A 25478-nucleotide genomic window follows, 5' to 3' on the forward strand; every position below is an offset into this window, starting at 1 on the left:
GAGGGAACGAGCGCGAAGGTCACGGTCTGGGGCAAGTCCATGCACGGCGGCGAGATGGTGCGCACGCTCCGCGAGGGCGACAGAGTTCGGATTTCCGGGGGCAAGCCCGACGAGTACAACGGTATCAAGACGGTGGCGGTCACGAGCGACACGCTCATGTGTATCATCGAGCGCGGCGACGGTCCCGCGCCCACCGGACACGGGAGTAGTATGTTCGGCTCCTCGGGTGAGAGCCCGGCGGTGGCGTCATGGGAAGCCGAGTCAGACACCCATCAGTGGGCCAATGAGCGGGACACTGACCACGCGGTCGCCGTGACGCTCGGGAAGGCCCGCTGTCCTGAACCCGGATGTTCGGACCTGTTCGACACTGAGCATGGGGCCGCCACCCATCAGGGCATGGTCCACTCAGACGACGAGGCTGAGAACGAAGGTGATGGGCCGGTGACGGTCTTCACCTCGACCTACCGGGATGTGAAGAACGGACAGACGGCCGACTGACGCCCGACACCGAGGGCGTCCCCCATCGAGCGGGGACTTCCTCGGGCGGTGCGACGGTGCTCGCGCACGCGGCCTCGCCGCCGCCTCCGGCACAGCGGGCGGCGGCGAGACAACCGCGCGCACGGACTGGCACGCCACCGCACCAGCGCGTCAACGTGGGTCAGTCTGGTGGCGGCTGTGAGGGAGCCGGTGTGCTGGTGTGTGCGTGGACGTGGGCCAGCCGGCCCGGGAGAAACTGGGGCTGGGTGGCTAGTGGGTCGCGACAGCGCGCGACGCCAGCGGAGCGCTCCGCTCGGCGCTATCGCGCGCCTCGCGGCGGTCCATCGTGCCTGCGGTAGCGGGCGCGATCCCGGCCTGCCGCCGGGAGGGAGACGGGAACCGCATTCCATCTTCTGTTGTCTGCTCGTGCTTCGACCCAGACAAACCAATAGCGCGACATTTTTGCGACTCGCTCCGGAAAGTGGAGAGTATCATGTCAACTAATGGGGAAGCTGGTAATCCAATCGAACAGCTTGCCAGCGGTCAGGATGCCAAGCGAATCCCCCACCCAAAATCAAACGAGTACATCGCTGTCTTTCGGCTTGACAATGACAGCAATACCGTATACAAGCTCGTGACTGATGATGGCACTGTCATCCGAACGTCATGGTCCTCCTCGGAGTGCAGTGCATGCAACAAGAACGAAAGCTACAGTCCGAGGAGGGGGACGCCATACGACACAGCACAAGAGGAGCGGAGGCAAGCAAACTGCGAACACGGACAGTTCGCATCAGGCGCATTCTCTCTTGCTTCAGTGGGTGCTTGCGACGACTGTGGCGCGTGGGCGGTCTCTCCAAAGTCGATGCCCCATCCAACGGTCTCTGGAGCCGTTGCAGCGGTTGAGGAATACTGTGCAGCGTGCGGCAAACTTCGAGAAACGTGACCTGCTGCTGTCCTTATTCGCTGGTCTAACCAACACAGTCGGCGCAGTCTGGGGTGTTGTTGGTTAGTCAGTGTCTGGGCCCGGTATCCCGGATAGACACCCCTCGATTTTGTGTGGCCGCAGGCGGGTGGCAGCCAGACAGGGCCGCCGGGAGGTGATATTTCGAATGGGAGAAATTCGCTGTCCGCGCTGCAAGAAAACGTTCCAGACCAAGTATAACCCCGAGCGGTTTCGCGCTGGGTCATTCTACGACGCAGAGCGCGATGAGGAGTACGATCAAGTTTGCGAGGGCTGTCATCGGGAACTGACAGACAAGTAAATCAGTCGTTACTCCCCAATTTTTTCTCGTACTGGATCGGGTATCGTTCCGAGTTCCATCTTCAGGAGGCGTTCTGCTTCATCAGTGTGGGTATCCTCTTCGATCAGGAAGGCTTCGACGGTTTCCCGATCACTGTGATACTGGATTGCTGTCTCGTATCCATACCGAGTGTTCACGCCTGGTGCTGACCAGTGTATAATACGCACCAGAAACTCGCGATCTTCCCACGTCTCGATCTCGACTGACCGTGGTGCATCAAGCTCCCGCCGGGCGATGTCGATCACTTCGTCGACGACCGGCCCGATCGTTTCCATGCTCGGAATCTGACGCTGGTTGGATGGCTGTTGCTCTGGAGAAAGGTGTGGCTGTGACATGAGAACGGTGCGATTCAGACTTGGCCGTCATCGGTCAAAAAGCTCCGGGTCGGGGTGGCTCCAGCTGGCACACGTCGAGGTCCTGATTCCACGAGTCCCGGATGTATCGCAGGCGTGGGTCTGCCAGCCCGGGAGGAACCAAGGCTGGATGGCTAGTGGGGCGTCCCAGCGCGCGACGCCACTGACAGACTCGCGATGCTCGTCTGTCGTGTCCTCGTTCGCTGGTGCTCACTCGGACGACGGGGCGCTGCGCTCGGCGCGGTCGCGCGCCTCACGCCGGTCCAATCGTGCCTGCAGTAGCGGGCGCGATCCCCGNGGCGCTGCGCTCGGCGCGGTCGCGCGCCTCACGCCGGTCCAATCGTGCCTGCAGTAGCGGGCGCGATCCCCGCCGGGAATCGGACAGTCCCCGGCTGAATGCCACACTAAATTACGGTACTGAGAAGATACGAAAACAAGGCGCGTTATACTTGTTGGGAATCGGATACAAAGCTCCGGACAAGGTGGTGTGGTCGCCGGCCAGTGGCTGCCGGGTTGTGCGCCACGAGGGCCGAAGCGAGCGAGGGTCAAGCGTGGGTCTGCCAGTGCTGGCTCAACTCGAGTGTGGTCGTGATCGGCGTGGCCCTGGACGTCGGCGGCCGGCGACGTGCGTGGCACAGTGGACTCGTATGATGCTCGGTGGGCTGGCCCGCCGTGTCCAAGTCACGATATGGCTCCGGGGAGTGAGGCGACTTCTATCTGAAACCCGATAGGTTCTCTCACGGGGTGAGTGTGCCAGTCTTCGCTCTGGGTAGGTTCCGCGATCCACTGTCTCTCCCTTTGTTCTATCTCTTATGTTTTTCTTCTTATGTCTCTCGCGCCTCCGACGGGATATGCACGACAAGGTAAAGAGTGTAGTTTGTATCCGATTCTGGGCGATTCATACCCATGCCGTCCTGCGATTTGCTGATGATTCGTCGCTGTGTTTGAGTGATTCACCGTGATTCAGATTGGCAAATTACCGACGCCGTCTTGCGATTTCGCATATAGAATAGTCCGAAGAAAGTAACTTCAATAACTTTGATATAAGTCGAGTGCTACAGTCTCGATAGGACCCGGTTACCAACTTGTAGAGAAGCACCACCACGTCACGGAAATGAGAAATATATAGAACGTCTTATAGTTAGAACACGGGGAAATTGATGTAGGTCACATGAACTCAGATGGCCTGCGTCGCTCTCCGCTTGCCTCAGTTTCGTCCCGTTCTTCACTCTTGTCAGTATCAGCCTCCGTGTCCGATTCATCAGGCGATTCACTCTCTTCCTTCTCAGCAGAGTCCGTCTCGTCATTGCTGGGATCTGGGACCGTCTCAGGGGAGTGGTCGCCATCGTCATCGGGCAGCTGTTGGTCCTGATCCGCGCCACCAGAGTTACCCTCTAAATCTGATATATCTGGGTGGTCTGTATCCGGAGACGTGACGGCAGTGTTTGCTGTTGTCTGGTCGAGTGGGCCGGTCGACTCGTCGTCGCCCAACCCGTCTGTCGCGTCGACGGTCGGCTCGACTTCGGCGTCACAATCTACCCCACTCTCTTTGGACTCATCGTCGTCGTCCTCACCAAGTGACCCACGAAGCACATCGTCGAGCCGAGCCCGGGTGAACGAGAACCAACTGTCGCTCTCGATGTCGGTGTCATCGTCAGTGGGTTCCGGTTCCGAACTGCCCGGCGACTCCGCACCCTGTGCCGGGAGGCTATCGCGAACGTCAGCCAGTTCATAAGACTGCCCGTGGACCCACGTCGTTCGCGAGACGGCAACGCACTCACCGGGCTGGAAGTCTCGGAGCAGGCCGGATGTGACCGGTGTTTTGTCCTTCTCTTTGTACGTGTCCCGAGCCTGTGTTCGGGGGTTCTCGCCGCGTCCCTGGTGGCTCATCGACACCATCTCGGAGCGGTCATACTGCCGACTCTCGCCGAGTTCGTCGAGGATGAAGTCCGTCGACTCAGTGTCACCCGGACCGAAGTAAACTCCCTGTGGACAGTTGCCGACAATGCCAGAGATTGTACTGTACGTGTCCTTGAGCTGGCCGATTGTCTGTACGCCGACTAGTGCCCGGGCCTTGTGTTTTCGCCCTCGGGCCGTGAGGTTCGTTACCTGAGTGAGCGCCGGCAGCGCGTCAATCTCGTCGAGGATGTGGACCGTCGGATTCGAGGCGTTCATCGCGTAGCGGATCGACCAGTCGACGAGCAGTTGGTACATCGGCCCAAGCGTTTCCAGTTCCGTTGGGTTCGAGTCGATGATGAGGACTCGGCCTTCCGGGTTCTCGATGTACTCTTGCAGGGAGAACTCTCCGTAGTCCCCGAAGTCGCCGGTGAAGACGGGGTCAACGTTCTCCTTGATGGTCTGGTAGACGTTCTGTGCGCCTTTCCCTTTGTCAGGGTCGATATGACCTGAGTCCAGCCGGTCGAACTCGTCAAGGGCTTTCTTGAGCGCGATGTGGCCCTCGTTGAGCAGCGAGACGATATCGGCGTGACAGAGCGCGTGACGTCGACTGTTCTTTTTCGCGCTGAGATGCAGGTACATCAGCATCTCCGCGAAGGTCTGTTTGGCGGGCCGGTGGAACGGGTCGTGGCCGTCGGCTTCGCCGAAGATCGCGCCGGCGACCTCGCGGAAGTCCGACTCTGAATCGGCGTCCTTGAACAGATTCCAGACCACATCGCTATCTGCGTGGCGGATGCGCTGAACCTCGAAGCCTAGCTCCTCATAGAACGCTTGAAAGTCCTCGCCAGTATCGTGAGCAATGACCGCTGTGTCGCTGTAGTACGGGAACTGGTAGGCCAGTAGTTTCATCATCGACGTCTTCCCCGAACCAGTCTCGCCCACGACGGCTGTGGAGACATCCTGATCGAGCGTGAACGGCATCTCGGCCTCTTCGTGTTCGTGAGAGACTTCTTCGAGCGGGACGACGGACTCTCCGTCGTCGTGGTCCCACTGATTCATCGCGAGCATTTCCGGCGACGTTCGGCGGAGCAGTTCCCCAGAGAACACGATACCGATAGAGATGGCATACAGGATCACCGTAGTCGAGTACGAGACCATCGGCAGCGACAGGCCGGGTACAGTGAAGTCAGCGAACAGTGTCCCCACTGAGATAGCAGCCAGAACGTGTGCGAACGGGAACAACAGCGCTGCGCTGGGAGTCTGGACAAGCACATCGTAGAAGAACGCCGCGCTGGTGAGTCCGAACCCGAGGTAAATGTAGCGCCACGCCCAGAACCGCTTTGGGAGAACCTTGTCGCTGTCGACGATCATCGGCGGGAACAGCAACATAAACCCGGCCCAGACGAACCCGACGACGTTGTCGTACTTGAGGCTATTCGGCACCTCGCCAGAGCGTTGGCCTGGTGGTGCAGAAGAACTAGAACTCACTGCCACCACCCAACTTCGCGTTCGGGTTCCTGCTCGCGTTCAAGATCAACTTCGGGTTCGCGTTCAGTTGCTGCCTGTTCTTCGGCCCTCTCCGCAGCACGTTCTGAGAGTGGTTCAGTTTGGCGCTCATCGCGCGCTTTCTCAGCCGTGGGCTGTCCGACGTCTTTCTGCTGACTCTTCTCAGTCGCCCGTTTGAGCGCTTCCTCCGCTTCGGGGTTCAGCGATAGTTCTTCCTCATGATACTGCTCCCGTGCTTCTTGATCCACGACCCGACCGATGTCCTCCGGAGAATCACTGGCGGCAGCCGTTGGGTCTCGCGTTCGAGCCGGTTCTTCAAACGCGGTTTCCGCCCGTTCACTGAGTTTCTGGATGTCTTCTAAATCCATTTCCAGCTCTGCCTGCTTCCCAGTAGCTGCGACATGTGCATGAGGAAAGTCTGTATCCCGGTGGACAGCATACACATAGTCGGTTGTCGGCTGGCGGGCAAACTCTTGGTTCATTACGTCCCGAGTGTTGGTCTGAACCTCTTGGGGAGAATACTGTCCAGTAGGATCTGGCGAGACGATCAGATGCCGCTGGAATCCGAACTCTCGACTTTTGTCGACAAATCGGTCTACTTCTGGGTCGGACAGTTCTCGGCCGGCCGGGTTCCGTAAATCAACTGTCGCTCCGGCATCCTGGTCTCGGTCACGGCGAATATAATCGACGAGGTTCCCTGCTCCGCTCTGCTGATAGTCCGTTTCTACAATCATGCGCCATCACCCGCTGCGCCGGCGGACCCCTGTCCGTCTTCGCTGCTACTGCCTTCCCCTGCAAGAATTGCTTCGGACTCGGTGTTGAGCTCCTGTCCAGTGAACCGTTCAGCAAACTTCATCGCAAGCTGTTGCTCGGCAGTAGAGTAGTCGTCTTTAATCAGCTTCCAGATCGAGATAAGATACGCTGTCCGCACTCTCTGGATGTGCCGTACTTCCTCGAGTGTTTCAGACTCAAATTGGTCCAGAGTCTCCCCCAGTTCCTCCTTGAGAGAGTCCAAAATGACTTCTATCTCAGTATCAGTTCCATACCGGCCGTACTGACGCTCCCCAGTTTCACGGTCAATGTGATCCTCAATCATCTCATGACCATACTCCGAGATTGACGTATCCTCTTCATCGGCTAGTTGTTCAAGCCACTCCCGATTTTCGTCAGTCGTATAGATCTGAATGACAGTTCTCTCACTCATTCTTGACCCTCCTTGTTACGGACGTTGTCTACCTCTTCCTGTAGCTTGTCTGTCGCTTCATCCATCGCAATAGCACGCTCCTCTGAGGAGTAGTCTGTCGAAATCAAGTCCCAGAGAGCTACTTCATAAGCCAACTCTTCAGTTGTCTCAATATCTGCTGCCTTGTTCACTTGCTCTGTCACACTCTCAGCGATCTGTTCCAGCTCTGGTTCCAGACCCAGTTCCTCCGCACGCTGATCGTGCAGCTCACGGGCAATGCGTTGCTCCGTAGCTTTCAGGATATACTCCGATAGGTCTTCATCTACCTTCCGAGCCTGCCGTACTATCTGATCTCTCTCTTCTGCACTCATCCGTAGCGAGATTATGTCATTCATGTGAATCACTCCGTAGTGTCAAACTCCGCATCAGTCTCTGTCTCGATACCACCGTCAGCGACAACTGCTTCTGGCTGTGTCTGGTCAAGTGCTACAGACACCACATCCACCAAATCGTCTTCGCTGAGTCCATTGAGGACGTGTTCAGCCTTCTCCGGGGACAATCCACGATTCGCTAGCTCTTGCTCGACTGCCTTCGAGCGTATGAACTCTTCGAAATCAGCAGCGCGGGAGTCAGCCTCGTGAGCAACAACGTCAAGCGCATCTTCCGCGTCAGCGTCGAGGTCAATGATCTGCTTCTCTTCCCACGACGTCTTGATCGTTAGCGGGTAATCGCCATGTTCGTCGACGCGAACCAGCGCTTGCGAGTAGCCTTGGCCGTCACCCAACGACTCTTTGCCGGCTTCGGCGTGCTGGATGTAGGACTGCTGTTCATCCGTCAGTCCAGCGCTTGTTGCTGTCTCGTCGCCTAGCTCTGGCTCACGATGATGCACCTTGATCGGGCACATTCCCGCGATTTCCTCGGCTGCGCCCTTGTCCTCGAACTCAGAGAGCGTCTGGGACAGCATCACTAGCCGGAGTCCAGCGTGGCGCTGGTGGCGAGCAATCTGGTTCAGCGACTCCAAGTTCGCGTCGTCGTTGAACAGGTAGTGGGCTTCGTCGATGATGATCTCGACCTTCTGCTGCATNGCAATCTGGTTCAGCGACTCCAAGTTCGCGTCGTCGTTGAACAGGTAGTGGGCTTCGTCGATGATGATCTCGACCTTCTGCTGCATATTCTTGGCCTGCTGGTACAGCGTGCTCAGAAGCAACTGCATGATGAACGACTGCTTGCCGAGGCCACTGCCCGAGCCTTCGACCTGCTGGAGGTCCAGATAGACGGCCTTGCTGCTGTCGTCGATCAGCCGCAGGTCCGACTCTTTCGAGAGGTTGCCGAACGTACTCCCCGGTCGGAACGGATGCAGTGCAATCGAGAGTTCGTTTGCGTACTGCTGAATTTTCTGCTGGGAGGACTCCGTCGTCGCTCCCGGGAACATTTCTGGCTCTTCCTGGAGGCGGTCAACGACTTCGAGGAAGTCGCTCAGGTCCGGCGAGTTCTCCGGCGTATGTGTCGATGGGTCCGCTGGGTCGATATCCGATTCAGTGAATATCTTGTCGATCAGGAACGTGATCAGGCCGCTGTGCATCTCCAGATCGACATCCCGCGACTGCAGGAAGTTCTCGATGACCCCGTACACTTCGTCTTTCTTCGCTGAGACGGGCTGCATATCCGGGGACTGTTCGAGGACATGCGGCGGCGTCGGATGCATCTCGCACGGGTTCAACGGCGTCTCGCCGCTGATCGTGATCGTCTTTGCGTCCAGCATCTTCGCGCTGCCGTGCATATCCCCGACTGGGTCGATGTAGATCTGCTTGACGTCCGACCGTTTTTTCAGCATCCGCATCGCCCGAGCCTGCGTGCCGTGGGTCTTCCCGCCGCCGGGCATTCCAGTCACCAGCTCCGAGTGGCCGGTTTCCAGTTCCCACGGGTCGATCAACAGCGAGGAATCGTTGTGGCCGTGCAGTCCGTACTCGATGCCGTCCTCCATCCGCAGGTAGTTCGACGAGAACGGGAACAGCGCTCCAAGGGCTTCCCCGGTCATTGAGGAGAGTCGGTTCTGCCCGAGTTCGTTGGCCCCGATCGGCGAGACTGTCACCAGTCCTGCTTCCTGCCGGCGGGTCGTTCGCTTGACGCCGCAGTTCGACGGTGAGTCTCGTAGGAGCGTTTCGAGCCGGTTCGTTTGCTTCCGGAGGTCTTCTTCGGTCTCCGCAGTGAGGCGGATGAACGCCCCGACACGGAACAGCGACGTGTGGTTCCGCCGGACCATCTGCCGGATGTACTTTGCCTGGTTGACCTCCTGTTCGATATCCTCCGCTTCCAACTCTCCTTTGTCGTTTTGCAGCATCTTCAGCGAGGAGATCCACTCTTTCATGACCGACACTGCTGTATCAGCGTCGTATGGGTCGATGTGGATTGAGACGTCGACGGCAAGGTCCGTATCCAGCAGTAGTTGCTCTAGCATTCCACTGGTCGGATGCTCGGGATACGTCTCGATCCAGAAGCAACGTGCGTGCGTCTCTTGGTCGATGAGAGCGTGGTCGGCTTCCCATTCGATATCCGTCGGCGCGACCAGTGACCGATGGTTCTCTCCCGGTCTATGCAACTGGGAGACGAAGTCGGTCTCGTCGACCTCGTAGTCGGTCCCACCGACGTCGTCGGTGTCCATGCCCTCCGCAGCGTCGTGGGCTGCCGCACCCTCGCCGTGCTTGATGAGTTCCCGTGCCGAGTACGTCACCGGAGAGACGGAGGCCGCCTCTTCGTACTCCCGCTCGGACCGCGTTTCACAAGCCCAGTAGTCCTCGGTCAAGTGCGCCAGCTCATGCGGGCTGACCGACCGACTGCGACACCGGAACATATTGTTGACTGCTCTGTCGACGGTTTCGAGCCGGTCGTGGAGCTTCTTGGCCTTGAATTCCTCTCGCTCGGCGTCAGTGAGCGTGTCACTGTCGAACCGAGTGAACAGCCGCCCAATAACCGGTATCCCGGTCAGGTAATCCGCGATGGAGTCGCTGTTCATCTGGAGGTCGTGAATGTCGTCGTCAGTCACCCAAACGACGATGTAGNGTAATCCGCGATGGAGTCGCTGTTCATCTGGAGGTCGTGAATGTCGTCGTCAGTCACCCAAACGACGATGTAGTACTTGCGCTGGAGTTCGGTCTCAGTTTCAACGTTGCCGCTGTCGTCGGTGTAGCGGTTGACGAACTCCATGAGGACGCCCCGGAAGATCGAATGGCTCTCCGCGTCGGGGTCGTCGAGTCGGTCGACGTGTGCCTGTATGTGGGACTCGTTGTCGACTTCGGCTGTCGTGACGTGGAGTTTCGCCCGGCCAGTCAGCGATTCAGACAGGCGTGTGAGCGATGTGACGGCTTTCTCCCATTTCTCGTCGTCCTGCAGCGACATATTGGCGGGCTCGACCTCGACCGCGCCGACGTACGCTCCGTCGACGCGCTCAATGCCGTGGGGCATAACCCGCTCTAATCGCGTGACCTGCCGGGTATCCTGATTCCCTTGGCCGTGAGTGTACTGGCGCTTTTTTACCAGCCAGAACAGTTTGACCCGCAGCCACTCAGTGAGCCGATAGTGATCTGGCCGGACTTTGTGCAGGATATACAGGAAGACTTCCACGACCGCTGTGAGGGCCAACGTTGGGAAGAACAGCGCCGCTGGCACGAATGGCATGCCCATCGCGACGAGGAAGCCAAACGGCGGGATGAGGAACAGGATGAGTTCCCCCAGTGTGTAGTCGCCCCAGAAGTTGGTCGAATCACCGAGCGATTCGTGGATGATGTTCGTGTTGTACTCTTCTTCTGAGTCGGCCATTAGTCGTCATCCTCCTTATGCGGCAGGCCGTCGCGGTACACATCCGGCCCTAATACATCGTCATCAGTCGCAAACACGTCCTGCAGCGAGTCATACGACTCCGACTCATCGGAGTCAGTGGTCTCAGTATCGTTCTCGTCGAAGTCGTCGTCGGAGAACGGCGGGTCAACCTCAGACTCGAACACTCTGGTATCGCCGGAGTTGATCTGCGTCTGGCGCTCCATCTTGGTTTGTTGCTTCATCTTCGTCTGGCGTTCGCTAACCGGGGTGTCGTCGCTCTCAGAGTCGCCGGACGAGCCAGACGAGCCGGACGAACCACCGTTGGTGAACCTGCTGTTGAGGGGACTTCCACCGGACCCGCTCCCGCCGCCAGAGGGTGGTGAGCCACCAGACCCGCTGCTGCCACTGCCGCCACCAGAGGGCGGAGCGGAACCGCCTGCACCGCCTGAGCCACCGCCGCCGGAACCACTGTTGCCGCCACCTCCGGAGCCGTTGGGACTACTGCCGCCACCGGAACCGGTGGGGCCGCTGCTGGAACCTCTCTTCATGCCAGCGGGGTTGGCTGCCATCTGGCGGTGGACCATCTGAGCACCTGTGGCAGCACTGCCGACACGCCCTTTTGCAGCGCCTGAGGCAGCTCGAATCGTGCCACCCGTCGCCATTGCTGCGCCGGGGCCACCGACCGCGCCAGCGCCGGCTGTCGCCGCCGCACCACCAGCCGCCGCACCGATTTTGAGTGGCTTTTTGCCGCCGGCGAGCGCCTGTTCGCTGACTTGAATCGCAACGCGGCTACTGCGCTGGATGAGGACCTTCTGGGACTTTGCCGCCAAGTACAGCGTCACGAGGCTGATGAACAGCGACAGCTCAGAAGCCAGTCCCCAGTTCGTCGCCTCGAAGNCCTTCTGGGACTTTGCCGCCAAGTACAGCGTCACGAGGCTGATGAACAGCGACAGCTCAGAAGCCAGTCCCCAGTTCGTCGCCTCGAAGCTCATGCGTATCAGGATTGCAGGCGGGATACCCGCAGCGAGGACTCCGGGATACGCGCCGGCGACCTGTTTCGCCAGTCCAGAGAAGCGGTTCAGCGGCCAGACTTCCACTGCCCAGAACGTCGCGACCAGTGGCATCGACAGCGTCAGCAGGAAGACCAGCAGCCATCTGGTGATGAAAATGAACGCCGCCTTGAGGTAGACGTACAGTCCGACAATGATGAGGACGACGAAGATCCCAAGGCTGAACGAAGCGATTTCTTGAACTGAACCGATCATTGCGGCGATCTCTTTGTCGGACTGACCGGTTTGGTAGATGATTTTGCCGATAGCGTCGAAGAACTGAGTCCCCAGTGAGGCCACAGGGAGCCAGAAGAACAACGAAAGGAAGGCAACTCCGAGGCGACGTAGGAGTTTCTTCCGGATAACAGGGTTCATTGACCCGTACCTGAGCCCAATCATCGCCAGAACAGAAAACTGGAGAGCAAGAGCTAAACCAACAATTGCGTCGAAGTAGATGCCTGAGATTAGCGAGTTCCACGGGGCATTACTCGCAGACTCAAATGCAATGTCGACGGGGGCTGCTGAATTCGGCCCTTCAGGAGCAGGCGTCCGCACCATCGGGTCGATAATGGCTCGGAAAAACCCGCTTAGATACTCGACTATGTCTGTTCTGAGGTTATCGAGGAAGCCACTGATACCAGCTGCAATTGCCGATGAGAGTTCTCTAATCAGCCTCTCAGCGATTTCCTTCACGATATCCCCAGCAATTCCCGACTGCATTGCTACGTCTCCGTCTCCGTCTCTACTGAGGTAGCAGTGACTTCCTCTGGCTCACCAGCTAGGGTTCGTTTGCACCCGTTACCGGTGCTGTCAAACCTGTCGGTGTACTTGATAGGTTGGGTGATAGTAACCGGGTCACTCCAGAGGAATCCAACAGCCAATTCCTCTTCTCTTACAGTCGTTTCTTCGACTTTTACGCAATGTGCGCGGTCTTTCAGGAGAAAAGTAAATTCGACAATACCGGTTTCACCTGGTTCTATTGGTTCGAACGGTTTGCTGTCTCTTTCTCCATTGAGGATTGTCCGAACCGCTGCTCCGGTTCGCTGGCCCACATTCCGGACAACCACCCCCAAGCTATCGTCGCGGATCTTTTCGTGCTCAGTCCCAGGGACGACTTTCTCAAACTCAAACGTAGTGCCCAGTTCGAGTGGAATTTCAGTTTCGACACCATCCCCACGGAAATAGAGTGTGTGCTGGCCCCGGGGCAATGGCTCGTTGTTATCATCTCCTTCTGTTAGCAATAGGCTGGTCCGAGTCTCACCAGAACTAAAGTAATCGCTGGAGAACTCTCGCCCGGACTCTGTGATGATACTGACCGATGACGGGTCGATCTCATCGGTTACGGCGACTTCTAAGGCCAGTTCATTATTTCTCACCACCTTAATTTTCGTCTCTTCGATGTAGTCGGACTGCTCTTCTGGCGGACCGGCGCTTCCACCGTCGCCGTCACTACTATCAGACAGCCCGCCACTGCAGCCTGCAAGCGCGGCAAGACTCCCGCTAAGGAGTCCAAGCACTGTTCTGCGGTCGATACTGCTGTTTCGTGGTATATCTTGCTTTGTCATGGATTATACCAACCAACAAATTTGCCTCTCGTCCAGACGTCGTAGCCATACAGCGCCAGCACAGCCGGCAACACCGTCAGGAGCGTCACTACAGCGAGGTCAATGAACTCCGCAAGGTCTGGAAGATTCACTTCGTAGGCGACCCGCTCTTGGGTGTCTCGTACCGGGACAGCACGCCCTTGCTCCCACCANAGGTCTGGAAGATTCACTTCGTAGGCGACCCGCTCTTGGGTGTCTCGTACCGGGACAGCACGCCCTTGCTCCCACCAGATCTGAGCCGGACGATACGTGACTATCGCCGAGGAGACTTCGCCTTGGTCGACGGTGACCGTAATCTCATCATCACCAGACAGTGACCGTTCGACCCGGGACTGCCCCGTTGCGACAGTAACGTTCCCTGCCGCAATCGGGAAGCCAGCCGTCGGTTCGACCCGGACCAGCAGGTCCGTCGAGTTGTCGGTCGAGTTGACGACCTCGGAGGTGATGTTGACCTCGCGGATTGGCGTCGGGTTCGTCGAGTCCGCTGGCTGTTCGATGCTGTTCCCACGGACGAGTCCGTTGATTTCGAAGTTCTCCGTCCGGAGTTGTTCCGCACTCCGAATCGTGAACCGATCTGCCGTCGTGAACGTCTCCGAACGGTTGATCCGAATCTCCGGCGGGAGCGTCGTCCTATTGGTCGCGGTAGCGGTCGTGTTCCCCGTCGTGTTTGCAGTCGCATTCACCGGATACGTCGCTTCGAGCGATGGGACGAACCGCCAGCCGTCGGANTTCCCCGTCGTGTTTGCAGTCGCATTCACCGGATACGTCGCTTCGAGCGATGGGACGAACCGCCAGCCGTCGGAACTCTCGTTTTGGACCCGGTTGACCGTGACCTCCGGGCCTTCCGTCGTTCGGACAGCGTGGGTTTCGAGCGGTCGGACTGGTGTGGTCGTGTTCTCCGACCAGTTCGCCCAGCCCGGCGGTGAGCGAGTATAGAACCGCCACTTGCTCTGGACTTCGTATCCCCCGTCGAACTGGACGCTCTGCCAGCTGCCGGGAATTACAGTCCCGATCCGATAGTCGTCGGTCGTGGCCCCTCTGCCGTTCGGGACGACACCGGGCTCGACGACCATCTCCCGCTCGGACAGGTTCTCTACCCGGACCGTCCGTGAGTCTGTGACCGTCAGTTCGTACTCGTCAATCTCGTCATCGCCAATCTCCGAGATATTCGTCGAGATCGTCGTGACCAACTGGAGTTCGGTGGTCCCGTTGATCTTTGTGTAGTTGAGGGTGGGCTGGGCGGCAGTGCTGTTGTCCATCGCAGTGCCGTTGGCGTACAGCGTCGTGTTCGTCGACGTGTTCAGGACGCGGAAGTCGTCCTCGAAGAACTCCGAGATGTACACCCAGTAGTCGTGAATGGCACGCACGGTGCCGTTCGGACGGACCAGACGCTCCGTACCCGACTTTTCGTGGACGACCGTTGATGGCTCGATGCTGAAGAACGCGACGTAGGCGTCACGAATCCAGATCCCAGAGCGAGTATCCGTGACGTTCACTGGATACGAGGCGTTCTCGATGCCAGTCCGGAACGAGTCGTGTTCGGGCCGGTTCCACAGCGTCGTGTTCGATGGCTCGCGAGAAACCATATCTCCCGTGCAAGAGGGGAGGACGGCCAGCGTGCCGTTCTCGGCCTCGGCCCGGTCGGCCCGCGTAAGGTTCGGATGGTCAGGGTCGCCAGACCACAGCGCACGGAAGAACGTGTGGTTGTGATTGTAGGACCGGTTCGGAGGCACGACGCCTGCCGTCGCGTTGTCCCCGACAGAGGCATTGGCCGGCGGGTTCGAGGCGTTCTCGTAGCACGAGACTTTCGCGCTGAGGTTCTGCCTTGCTCCGAGTTCGACGGACCTGTTCACGCCTGTCTGGTTCGCTGCTGGCCCTCGATCAACGGACTCGTTGCCCTCGGTTCCGTTGGCTGTTGTCCTGTTGCCTGCTGTCCCGTTTGCCACCGGGTCTTGGACGCTGGATTCGTTGTTTTCGGTGCGACTCGTCTGTGTTCTCTCCCTACTGGAGCCATTCGGCGCGGTGGCGTTCTGTTGGAGTACCCCCACGCCACCGTGGCTCGCGTCGGGAAGGGAGTGTGCCGTCCCCCGCTCAATCTGGGCTGGGTTGCCACCAGCGGACGCCGGCCCCGCAGCTGCGGCTGTCGAGAGCAGCGAGCAAAGGGCCGCGATCATCAGCAGTGAGCGGAGTCCCATCGTGTGCTTAGAATGGGGTCACGCAGTCCGAGAAGCCGAAGCCGACGTTGTCCCCGAACTTCGTGATGAGTTCCGGGGCCACGATTGCCAGGACGACGACGCCGAGACCGACCAGCGAGAGGATAAGGTCCCGGCGGGCCTCGTTTTGCTGGTTCGGGTTGCCAGAGGCCCGCATATACGAGAGGCCACTGCGACCGACGAACACCATCGTTGCTGGCAGGCCAAGACCAGCCAGTGCTCCGAAGACGACGTTGACACCGTCCTCGACAGCAGTATCACAGTAGATGTTCCCGACGTCGGTCTGGCCCATCGCCGAGCCAGCAAACAGCGTGAGGAGCAGCAGCAGTTGGGTCGCCTGTCGCACGCCGGGCGTGAGCCACGCGTCAGCGAATCGCCGCTTTGCGTGCGTGTAGAGTGTTGGTTGTGTGGTCGATGCGTTCGATGNGCACGCCGGGCGTGAGCCACGCGTCAGCGAATCGCCGCTTTGCGTGCGTGTAGAGTGTTGGTTGTGTGGTCGATGCGTTCGATGCGTTGATTCGTGTTGACATAGATGCCTCTGTTTTTGCGGTCTTGCTTGCCCACCGATTCCCCACTGGTGATCCGCTACCGTTGTTGTGTTACCTTTCTTACACAGTTGGTGAATCCTGTTCTGAATTCGCCAGCACGTAGTGACAGTGGGACTATCAAAAAACTTGTGAACAAGGTGAAGGGTTCTAGATTGTGATAGGTAGTCTTACTCGGCAATGCCTTAATTTTCGTGCCGCATGAATGATAATGCTAAAAGAAATATATATTAGTATATCAACTAGTAACTTCCTCAGCTTTGCACGTTAGCGTCGGCGGTTGAGTGAACAAAGAGGTGGTCGATCTCTTCCATGAGGTCATCGACGCCACGATCATCGTTGTCCCGAACCCACGAGAGAAGGTTGTAGACGGCTTCTTTCAGAGAGTGTTCGAGGTTCACTCGAAGCGATGACGCCTTCGAGCGAACCGTTCCCAAGGCGCTCGAATCAGGATCAAGACGAACGAGACTGTAGGCAGCCATCAGAAGGTGCCAGTGCCGACTGGCACCTTCGTCGGTCTGCATCTCGCAGTCTCCTAGGCCGAGATCCTGCTTCGAGTCCTCGAAGAACGTCTCGATGCGCCATCGCATTCCGTAGGAGCGAATCATGTGCTCGGTCGGTGCGTCAATCTTGTTCGTGGCGAGGTACTTGACCGGGTTCTCTTCGTCGGTCTCTTCTCTGCGATGACCAGCTTCACGTCTCCCAGCTGGGAGACGGGAAGCTTCTTCGTCCAGATGTGGTAGTGTCGTCATCGACATCGCGCTCAACCGTGTCGATGCGCTCTGCCAGCGCATCGACGTGGAGTTCTTCGCCGGCGTAGGTCACCTTGCGATTGCTGCGGAGCGGGCCGATCTAGTCCTTGTCGTAGGATTCGATGTGGTCAGGAAGACCAGAATAGTGAGCGAACCACGAGTCGAAGAGGTAGGTGTGCCTGCGGACACCTACCTCTTCTTCGAGTTCGGTGACGATCTCTCGGGCGAGATCGTACTTGGTATCGTGGTGATCGTCCTCATTGTCCTGTTGTTCGTAGAGGCGGAAGGTGAGCGGATAGGCGGTTTTGTCGTCAGCGTAGAAGGCGTAGATGAGGTCTTGGCCCCAGACAGTGTCATTTTCGGCGTGATCGTAGAACCGGCCGACGCCGGGGACTTCGTCCCCGGCTTTCTCGGTGATCATGTCGTCAAGGATGATGTAGCCGTCCTTCGACCAGCGCGTTTCACCGTGTTTCTGAAGCTCTTCGAGGCGTTCGTGGTTGAACTCCTGTTCGTCCCAGTCGTACTCGGTGAGGAACTTGTTGAGAGCGCGTTTGCCGCTGGCTGGAAGAACTTCGCGTGCGATGCCCGCCACGGTCTTGTTGCTGGCCGCAACAAGACCTGTGGCGTAGGTTTTGGCGTGGCGGCGTTGTGCCGGTGATAGCGAATCGAACTCGTCGAATACGCGCGTACACGACAAGAAGTCCGTAATCGGCATCATCCGTCTTTGCGTCCGCCTACGTCACGCTCCTACTTCAACGTGCAAAGCTGAGTAACTTCGTTAACTAGTCTATCAGCCGGAGAAATCCTAGATACTATTCAGATATTACGGCAATTAAAGAGCTAATATTGACGGTGTCTGCTGGTGGTATATTTAACATAATTGGGTGCAGCGAAAGATGACTGCAGTGAAGTCACAGCGCCACGACTCGCTCTGAGCAGAGCCTACCACAGCAAATGACGCTCGGAGAGTTCGAGTCAAAACCCACTTCCAGTGATTAGCTGGTACCTCCACGCAGGAAACCACCCCGTTCCGTTGCAGAGGGTGTCACACTCATTCGCTCGTATCCGAATTGAGGACCACCCCGGGTGTCGAGTGTAAATGGACATTAAATCGCGTATCATACCATTCAGACCTTTGTTTAGATATTCTTGGGATCTATCAGTCCGAAAGTTTGAGTGAGACACCCCGACTGTCGAGTGTAAAATCGTGAATTACTGCTCGGGGGAAAACCGCTGATCAGATTCAATGGCACTTTGTACGACCTTAGGCTCCTCCAGTAGGTAGTAAAAATTGGTCATGCCTTTCCCACGGCCGCGTCCAACCCGATCCGTGACGCCGAGGATATCTAGAAACGCCTGTTCATTCAGCCGATCAGACATCCGCCTTTGTGAGAGAGGATTAATATCTAGTGACTCCGTGAGCTGCTCGTACCGTTCATAGATTTTACGAGTAGGGAACTCTTCCTGATTGCTCCCCTCTGCAATCAATGAAAGGGCGTACACTGCTGCTTTCGATTGTGTAGGCTGATCTTGGAGAAGCTTAGAGAATCGATCGATATCCGCTTTCTCACGTGCATTCCGGACATGGTTTTCTTGCACAACATCACTGTTATCGTCTTTTGCAAGTTCGCCTGCATTTCGAAGAATATCCAGTGCTTTTCGAGCGTCACCGTGCTCTTGTGCAGCGAATGCAGACGCCAGAGGGATCACATCATCGGTGAGGACACCCTCACGAAATGCATCCTGGCGATGACGCATAATTTCGCGGAGCTGATTTGCGTCGTAGGGAGGGAAGATGAACTCACGCTCTTGCAGACTACTGAGGACTCGCTCATCGAGAGAATCTTTAGTTCCTGGGGCAGAATCTTGTTTTTATTACTTCTAACATCGATTCCAGTCGCATCGCTGTATCGCCCGACGAAAACTCAACGGATTCAGACTATTACCTCTAATTGATTTATAGAGTGGTCAGAGGGCCTCTTCAGATTCAAGCTCGCGCCGGTGTTCGACATCTCCCAGACTGAAAGGGAACTACTTCCCGAACTCAACACGGAAGCGACCGGGGACGGCGACGCCCTCGTTGCTCGGCTGACCGGTGCCGCCGACGACCTCGGCGTGACGGTTCGGATTGTCCCCGAAGCGGAGTGGACCCACGGCGAGTCGAAAGGCAACTGTGAGCAGCTTAGCCTCGTCGACGTCCAGCCGCTCGTCGAGGTTCGCGACCGGGAGAACAACGCCGATCTCGCCCGGACACTGATTCACGAGTTCGCACACGCTCTGCTCCACTTCGACGTCGACGACGACACCGAGCGGGCAAAACGCGAAGTCGAGGCCGAAGCCGTCGCGTACGTCGTCGGGCGCTACTGCGGGCTCGACACCAGTGGGTCAGCGTTCTACCTCGCAGCCTGGGAGTCGGACGACCCCGAGGTCGTTCGCGAGCGGCTTGGCCGGATTAGTCGAACGGCAGAAGGGCTCATCGACGTTCTCGAGAGCGAATCCTCGTCCCAACCCGGTTAACCAACAGAGTGATGCATTCCTCCCGCTCTGTTGGTTAACACGAGGTGACAGCCGATACCCTACGAGCCACCGACCCCGCCGGCAGGTCTTCCAGCCGAATTAGTCGACACTCTCAACGAGGTCTCGCCGGAGCAACTTCGGGACGTAGCCCGCTACGTTGAGGGGCTAGCCGAATACAAGGAACGGGAAGCCCGTCTTGAGAAGGAATCGGACGAAGACAACGTTGAGGAGCGACTCGATGACCTTCCGGACGACGTGCCGGCGAAGGCGACGATCACGATCAAGGAGATAAACGACAATCGCTACTACTACTGGCAGTGGAGAGAAGGAGAAAAGATCCGGTCCAGATATAAAAGCCCCGTCAGTCCCGACGAATAGGCGAAATAGCGTTTGAATTGGACGGCCAGTTGTTCAAAAGTATCCCTGTCTACAAAATGAAAGACGAAAGCTGTCAGCGCTCAAGTCGTGGAGCGGGCTCGTATCGGTCTCGTATGGTTTGGTGTCCTCATTCTTGTCGATTCGGTCGTAAATCCGAATACAGGAGCTGAAAAATCGCACTCCGATTGCGACATCGAAGAGACGCACCCCTATCGACTTGTTCAACAAAACCACCTGCGTACAGAGGGTCACCTCTATCGATTTGTTTCGCGAGGAGTCACTCATAGGAGGTCGGTATTGAATTAGTGGAGAGAAGTTCTTTCTCCGCCCTAGTGAGAGGTTTCCATCTCTGATCAAGATTGAGCATAGGACCACTCCTACACGTAGCCGGGTGGATTCACCGCGACCGTGTCGCTAGGACCACACACCCACCCCTATCGATTTGTTCTAACGAGAAAGGGTGGTGAGGGGAGTCAATCACGGGGGAGTCGAGGTGGATATGGTTCATCAGAATAATATCCTTCGGCTAAATCCATTTTTATAAGCTCGATTCTTGTTATAATCGGTGGGCAGAAAGGGGATTGAACAAATCGATAGGAGTGGGTATAGAGTAGTTAGCCGAAGAAACAAAAGGAACAACAAGACATCACTAACCACAGTGTACAAGAACCCCGATCCTGGTCTTCGCCCCTTGGTTTCTCAATTCCTTATTTAATACTCTATCAGGAGGACAAGAGAGCGACGAAGAGTGATTAGAACAAATCGATAGACGTGTGTTCTTCTAACTAGCTAGTAGCTAGAACTAGAAAGAAGAAAAAGAGAAGGTAGAAGAGACTCTCAATTCTGCCCTAATCGTGATGTAGGTGAGACGTCAGTCCAGTCGGGAATTCTGTCACCCCTGCCTTTCTTGAAGACTAGAACAAATCGATAGGGGTGAGAGGGTGTGCGGGTATTCTTTTGAATTGGTTGAGACGATACCCCTAACAAATCGTCGGAGGTTACGGAGGGTAACAGTGTAAACCTCTAATACCGTGGATTTGACCGTCATACCGGTAGAAAAGAAATCGACAGGGGAATGTTTTAGTACCCTGGTAGAGTGAGTTCCGGTATGCCCACGGATCCTGGTCCCGAGGAAACCTCCGAGTCCACGGGTTCTATCAAAGATCTCATTCTCGAGCAGGAAGAAGCCGCGAGTCTCATCAAGAACCGGTCGCTCCTTGAGCCGAACGAGATCGTCGACGAGGAACGTATCGTCGGTCGTGACACGCAGCTCACCGATATTACTCAGCATCTCCGCGTCGCAATAAGTAACGAACGACCGCCGAACCTTCTCCTCTATGGTCCTTCTGGAACCGGGAAATCTCTTATCATCAACGCTGTCTGTCAGAACATCGTCGAACTCTGCGAAAGCCGCGATATCCGGTTCGGCGTCATTCAGATGAACTGCCAGAACGTGGGAACCCTCGGTGCAGCTGTCTACGAACTTTCGCGAAAGGTAGCGAACGACATCGGAACAACTGTCGATGTCCCGGAGCATGGAGTTCCAAACAAGAAAAAATGGCGCGAACTCTACCGTCTGATCAACGACCACTACGATACAGTTGTATTCATTCTCGATGAACTCGATATGCTCGTCGGTCGTCGAGATAAAGACGAGCCAGCCTTCTCTCGCCTTCTCTATCAGCTCTCTCGTGCTGGAAGCACCGACGAGATTACTGCCCAAGTCTCTGTCACTGCCATCACTAACGACACGAAGATGATGGAGAGTGTGGGAAGTCGCGCTCTCAGTTCCTTTACCCCCGAGGACGTTCACTTTAGTGACTACGACGCCAACCAGCTCCGGGAAATTCTCCGGGCTCGGGAGGACGCCTTCCACGAGGATACACTCAGCGGTGACGTCATCCCGCTTGCAGCTGCATTCGCTGCCCAAACCAATGGGGATGCACGGAAGGCGATCGACCTGATGCGAACAGCGGGGTCGATTGCAGAAAAAACAGGTGCAGACAAAGTCCGGGAGGAACACGTTCGACAAGCCCAGGATAAGGTTGAGAAGAACCGCGTGTTGGAGGTGACACGTGGGATTAGTACGCAGAAGAAGCTCTGTCTGTTCGCGACTGCAGCTGTGGCCCGTGAGGCCGGAACTGGTGCAGCAAAGAGCCCGATTGGATACCGGGTGTATCAGTACTTGACAGGTACCCTAGATTCGGATCAGTACCACCAGGAGACGTACGTGAATAAGATGAAAGAACTCACGACGTATTCGTTGGTCGAGACAGAGCGGAAGAGTCAGGGACCACACTCGGGTAGCTACCTCGAGTTCACGTTTGGTGAGAACCCGGAGACCATCATCGAGACGCTCCGAGAAGATTCGCGGCTAGACGACGTCCACAATGACGAACTCCGCACCGTCGTGAATGCACAGCTCAATCAGTAGGGTGTTCATCGAACAAGTCGATAGGGGTGAGGGTGTTATCGATGACTCAGTTCCATCGGTGACAGGAACAAGTCGATAGAGGTGGGTCTACAGATTGTGGTGGTCGCTCACACAACAAATCGATAGGGGCGACTGTTTAGCACTTTGCGTCACCGATACTCTGAAGATCGTAGATGACGCTGTGATCTTTGGACAGGTCGACCTCCTCGAGGATGGCGACCGTTCGCGGGCCGTCGTGCTGCTGAAGACGAGCGACGAGTTCGTCGTGAGGTGTCGACTGGGTCCACACGTAGACGGTGTTGATCCGCGCAAACGCGAACGGCCAGTCACCGAACTGTGGGATGACGTACGCCTCCTCGATAGAGGGTGCTGACGCTGGCGCTGGCAGCGACGAGCTCGCGGGCTGCGTCGCGTACGCGTTCTTCGACGACAGCGAGCCCGTCTCATAGGAAACGTAGCCTGCGTCTTCTAGCCGATTGACGGCCTGTCTCACCGTCTCGTACGGCGTGTGGAGGTGTTGGGCGACACGGCGGATGGAGTCACCACTCCGATGACGAGGACGATCTGCGCCGCCGTGTCGTCGAGAACCTCGTACATCTGGTATTTACCAATAATCCGGCAACAGTTAAAATACTCACTGGATCCACTATCTTTCAAGCCTGCTCTTGACTCTGTGGCATCTCTGTCGCGTATTGTTCAGCTAAATCGACTACGTCGTAGACGTGAATTCCAGTTTTGAACCACAGCACTCGATCGGCGGCGCTCCCGAACTCCTCGCTCGCACAATCCAGCTGCTCCGAGACAGCCAATACGAAATTGTCGGCCTCCACCTTTCGAATCTTCTCCAGCTTTGCGTCCAGATACTCGGGTGTCCAGAAGCCAACGATCTCGAGAATCGCACGCCTGCCATCGGGATGTTCGATCGCGAAGTCGGGTATCATTACCTCAGCGCCGAGGTCGAAGACGTCGTCTTCCCGCACCAACTCCCAGTCCGTATTCGCTCGCTCCCACTTCCGGGTGAGCGTCCGCTCAACGTCGCTATCGAACTGGTCGCCGGCGCTGTAGTGTGACTCGAGATCCTCCGTGTGGTCGAGCGCGAACTGTCGGGTCTCGCCGGTCGTCTCGTCGACGAGGATCTCGGCACCCATCTCCCAGCGGTCACAGAGGGGCAACGCCGGCAGGAAGTTCGCCATCCGAATGCCGTACTTCTGTGATTTCGAGAATAGCGACGCCGGGCCGTCCAGTACGGCCTCGTAGCCGGCGGCTTGGTCCGTGCTCGCGACGCGCTCACCGTCGGCGTCGATCGGATAGATCCGGTGCATCAACCCGAACAGCTTTACATAGCTGAACACCGTCCCGAAGTGGTCCAATACCTGAATCCGCATTTCTGTGGCGTCGTAGAGCACCGCCTGGGCGAGCGCAAGGTTGTAGCGCGTCAACAGCCAGTCCACGGTGAGGTCCGTGTGTTCGTACTCCGCGTCGCTGCTGCCGGTCAGGTTGGTCGTCGACGTCGAACCATCATCATCACTGGCGTACTGATCGGCCGTCCGCGTGCCGATCCGGACGAGTTGTTTGTTGTCCTCCAGATCGGCGTACATTCCGCGATAGCACTCTTCCAACGACACTCCGAGGTCGTCGGCGACCGCGCTGTACACCTCCAGTTTCTGTGTGTCCTCGCCGAGCGTCGGTTGGCGGACGATCGGATAGCGCCCGTTGGCTTTCTCGAAGAGTCGCCGGCGGACCTCACGCGGGTCGACGGAGGTGACGATCTCGAACTCACACTCGTCTTTGAGGAGTTTCGCCAGCCCTTGGACGATCTTGTAATCAGTATCCGCGATGGTCAGCTCGTCAATCGCGTCCTCGAGATCGCCTTTCGGCTCGCCAAGGTGGTTCTCAAACAGCTGGATGAGTTCATGGGCGGTCTGTTGGTAGCGCTCCTCGTTGGGATCGATGAACAGCGGGGTGACGGTCTCGTCGGTCGTGCGCGAGCGTGCGAGGTCAGCCGTCAGCACTGGCACTCACCCCCTCCCGGCGGCGTTGCGAAACGTAGGTCTCCATCGTATCCTCGGTGATGATTTCGTAGAGACGGGCGGGCTGGCGGTCGTCCGTCGGTCGAAGAATGCGGCCGAGCCGCTGGGCGTATTGACGTTTCGAGGCGCTCCCCGAGAGGATGATCCCGACGTTTGCCGCCGGGACGTCGATCCCCTCGTCGAGAACCTGCGAGGTCACGAGCATCGAGTATTCGCCGGTCCGGAACCGCTCCAGGATCTCGGTGCGTTCGTCGGTCTTGGTCTGGTGGGTGATGCAGGGGACGATGAACTCCTGGGAGATGTCGTAGGCGAAGTCGTTGTTGGCGGTGAAGATGATCGCGCGGTCGTCGTGGTGGCGCTTGCTGAGATTGTCGAGCGTGTCGAGTTTCTTCTCCGCTGTTCGGGCGATCCGTTCGGCCCGTTGCTTGGCGATGAGTGCCCGCCGGCCCTGTGGATCGTAGGAGGTGCGCTTGAGGAACTCCTGGTAGCCCTCCTCTTTCCAGAGGTCGAACTCGTGGGTGTCGACGTAGTCGCGATAGATCTGGTACTCTTCGTCGTACTGCTCGAGCTCGTCGGCCGTGAGCTCGACCGACATGTGGATTGTTTCGTACTCGCTGAGGTATTCGCCGGCGAGTTCGTCGACGTCCTCCCGGTAGACGACCGGGCCGAGGAGGTCCTCGAGGAGTTCGTGCTTGCCGTCTGGCCGCTCGTAGGTGGCGGTCAACCCGAGGCGATATGGGGCGATCATCATCTCCGGAATCTGCCGGTAGGTCGGGGCTGGTAGGTGGTGTTCCTCGTCGACGACGAGCAAGCCGAACTGATCGCCGTACTCGTTGACGTAGCGGTATGCGCTGTCGTAGGTGGTGACGGTGATCGCGGTGACGTCGTGGCTGCCGCCGCCGAGGACGCCGACCGGTTCCGTGAGTTGGTCGCCGAAGGCGTTGGTGAGCGTGGCGTGCCACTGGTTCATCAGGTCAATCGTCGGCGTCACGACGAGCGTACTGACGCCAGCGTCGGCGATGGCCTGCAGCCCGAGGAACGTCTTCCCGCTGCCCGTGGGGAGTACGACACTCCCTCGCCGATCGTGGTCGATCCAGGCGTTGAGTGCGGCCTGCTGGTAGTCGCGCGGTTCGATGTGGAGCGCTGGCGTGAGATCGAGATAGGGATAGGCACGGGCGGCGTCTTCGAGAGTGTGAGCGAAGCCCTCTTGTAACGTTGCCTGCTCGTTTCCGTCCGTCCACTTGCCGGCCCATTCGAGCAGGGATCGATATCGATACGCTTGGGTGCGGTACTCGTCGACGCGGTCGTCCCACTCAGCGTACGGAACATCATCGGGAGCATTACGGAGCAGGAGCGTGCCGTCGTCGAATCCGATTCGCATTCGATGTTGGTACAGAGACCCCCGACCGGATTCAATATTTGGG

Annotated in this window: 14 protein-coding genes and 5 pseudogenes; 4 read left to right on the forward strand and 15 right to left on the reverse strand. The window is 57.6% G+C overall.

Translation table 11 applies throughout. From position 1 onward, the window contains the following. A pseudogene (locus tag C442_RS20380) lies at positions 1–498 on the forward strand (SOSS complex subunit B family protein); the annotation flags it as partial. A 249-nt stretch (positions 499–747) separates the two neighbouring features. On the opposite strand, the gene C442_RS22970 reads toward C442_RS20380, so the two are convergent. The 12 genes and pseudogenes from C442_RS22970 to C442_RS20440 form a co-directional block, all read right to left on the reverse strand. Then, positions 748–882: a hypothetical protein gene (locus tag C442_RS22970; RefSeq protein WP_275039419.1), complete on the reverse strand. Its 135-nt coding sequence runs from the start codon at positions 880–882 to the stop codon at positions 748–750. An 865-nt stretch (positions 883–1747) separates the two neighbouring features. After that, on the reverse strand, positions 1748–2053 hold the full coding sequence (locus C442_RS20385; protein ID WP_008313871.1) for a hypothetical protein: 306 nt from the start codon (positions 2051–2053) through the stop codon (positions 1748–1750). Positions 2054–3298: 1245 nt separating this feature from the next. After that, on the reverse strand, positions 3299–5416 hold the full coding sequence (locus C442_RS20390; protein ID WP_239642357.1) for a type IV secretory system conjugative DNA transfer family protein: 2118 nt from the start codon (positions 5414–5416) through the stop codon (positions 3299–3301). A 95-nt stretch (positions 5417–5511) separates the two neighbouring features. Further along, entirely contained in the window at positions 5512–6267 is a 756-nt protein-coding gene (locus C442_RS20395) for a relaxase/mobilization nuclease domain-containing protein (RefSeq protein WP_049943152.1), read from the reverse strand. After that, positions 6264–6737 (reverse strand): hypothetical protein, encoded by a 474-nt coding sequence (locus C442_RS20400; RefSeq protein ID WP_008313877.1) that lies wholly within the window; start codon positions 6735–6737, stop codon positions 6264–6266. The genes C442_RS20395 and C442_RS20400 overlap by 4 nt, the downstream gene beginning before the upstream one ends. Beyond that, complete coding sequence (locus tag C442_RS20405) at positions 6734–7111, reverse strand: hypothetical protein (RefSeq protein ID WP_004966056.1); 378 nt, start codon at positions 7109–7111, stop codon at positions 6734–6736. The genes C442_RS20400 and C442_RS20405 overlap by 4 nt, the downstream gene beginning before the upstream one ends. A 3420-nt stretch (positions 7112–10531) precedes the next feature. Then, a complete protein-coding gene (locus tag C442_RS20415; RefSeq protein WP_008313881.1) occupies positions 10532–12301 on the reverse strand; it encodes a hypothetical protein in 1770 nt (589 codons plus the stop codon). 2 nt (positions 12302–12303) lie between these two features. After that, positions 12304–13146, reverse strand: coding sequence for a hypothetical protein (locus tag C442_RS21310; protein WP_080504362.1), 843 nt, complete (start codon positions 13144–13146; stop codon positions 12304–12306). After that, complete coding sequence (locus tag C442_RS20425) at positions 13143–15380, reverse strand: hypothetical protein (protein WP_008313885.1); 2238 nt, start codon at positions 15378–15380, stop codon at positions 13143–13145. Before C442_RS20425 ends, C442_RS21310 begins: the two co-directional genes overlap by 4 nt. Before the next feature lie 7 nt (positions 15381–15387). Then, complete coding sequence (locus tag C442_RS20430) at positions 15388–15852, reverse strand: pilin (protein ID WP_049943153.1); 465 nt, start codon at positions 15850–15852, stop codon at positions 15388–15390. A gap of 345 nt (positions 15853–16197) precedes the next feature. Further along, a pseudogene (locus C442_RS20435) lies at positions 16198–17413 on the reverse strand (IS701 family transposase). Positions 17414–17907: 494 nt separating this feature from the next. Then, positions 17908–18543, reverse strand: a pseudogene (locus C442_RS20440) (Cdc6/Cdc18 family protein); the annotation flags it as partial. 114 nt (positions 18544–18657) lie between these two features. On the opposite strand from C442_RS20440, the pseudogene C442_RS20445 reads away from it, so the two are divergent. The 3 genes and pseudogenes from C442_RS20445 to C442_RS20455 form a co-directional block, all read left to right on the forward strand. Next, a pseudogene (locus tag C442_RS20445) lies at positions 18658–19212 on the forward strand (ImmA/IrrE family metallo-endopeptidase); the annotation flags it as partial. A gap of 54 nt (positions 19213–19266) precedes the next feature. Further along, on the forward strand, positions 19267–19590 hold the full coding sequence (locus tag C442_RS22785; RefSeq protein WP_080504364.1) for a hypothetical protein: 324 nt from the start codon (positions 19267–19269) through the stop codon (positions 19588–19590). 1108 nt (positions 19591–20698) lie between these two features. After that, on the forward strand, positions 20699–22024 hold the full coding sequence (locus tag C442_RS20455; RefSeq protein WP_008313895.1) for an orc1/cdc6 family replication initiation protein: 1326 nt from the start codon (positions 20699–20701) through the stop codon (positions 22022–22024). A 277-nt stretch (positions 22025–22301) separates the two neighbouring features. Here C442_RS20455 and C442_RS20460 read toward each other — a convergent pair. The 3 genes and pseudogenes from C442_RS20460 to C442_RS20470 form a co-directional block, all read right to left on the reverse strand. Next, positions 22302–22621: pseudogene (locus C442_RS20460) on the reverse strand (helix-turn-helix domain-containing protein); the annotation flags it as partial. Positions 22622–22677: 56 nt separating this feature from the next. Continuing rightward, on the reverse strand, positions 22678–24036 hold the full coding sequence (locus tag C442_RS20465; RefSeq protein ID WP_008313897.1) for a DUF790 family protein: 1359 nt from the start codon (positions 24034–24036) through the stop codon (positions 22678–22680). Next, complete coding sequence (locus tag C442_RS20470; RefSeq protein WP_008313898.1) at positions 24023–25435, reverse strand: DEAD/DEAH box helicase family protein; 1413 nt, start codon at positions 25433–25435, stop codon at positions 24023–24025. Before C442_RS20470 ends, C442_RS20465 begins: the two co-directional genes overlap by 14 nt. Positions 25436–25478 lie beyond the last annotated feature (43 nt).

It is taken from the genome of Haloarcula amylolytica JCM 13557 (genome assembly GCF_000336615.1).
Classification (GTDB): Archaea; Halobacteriota; Halobacteria; order Halobacteriales; family Haloarculaceae; genus Haloarcula; species Haloarcula amylolytica.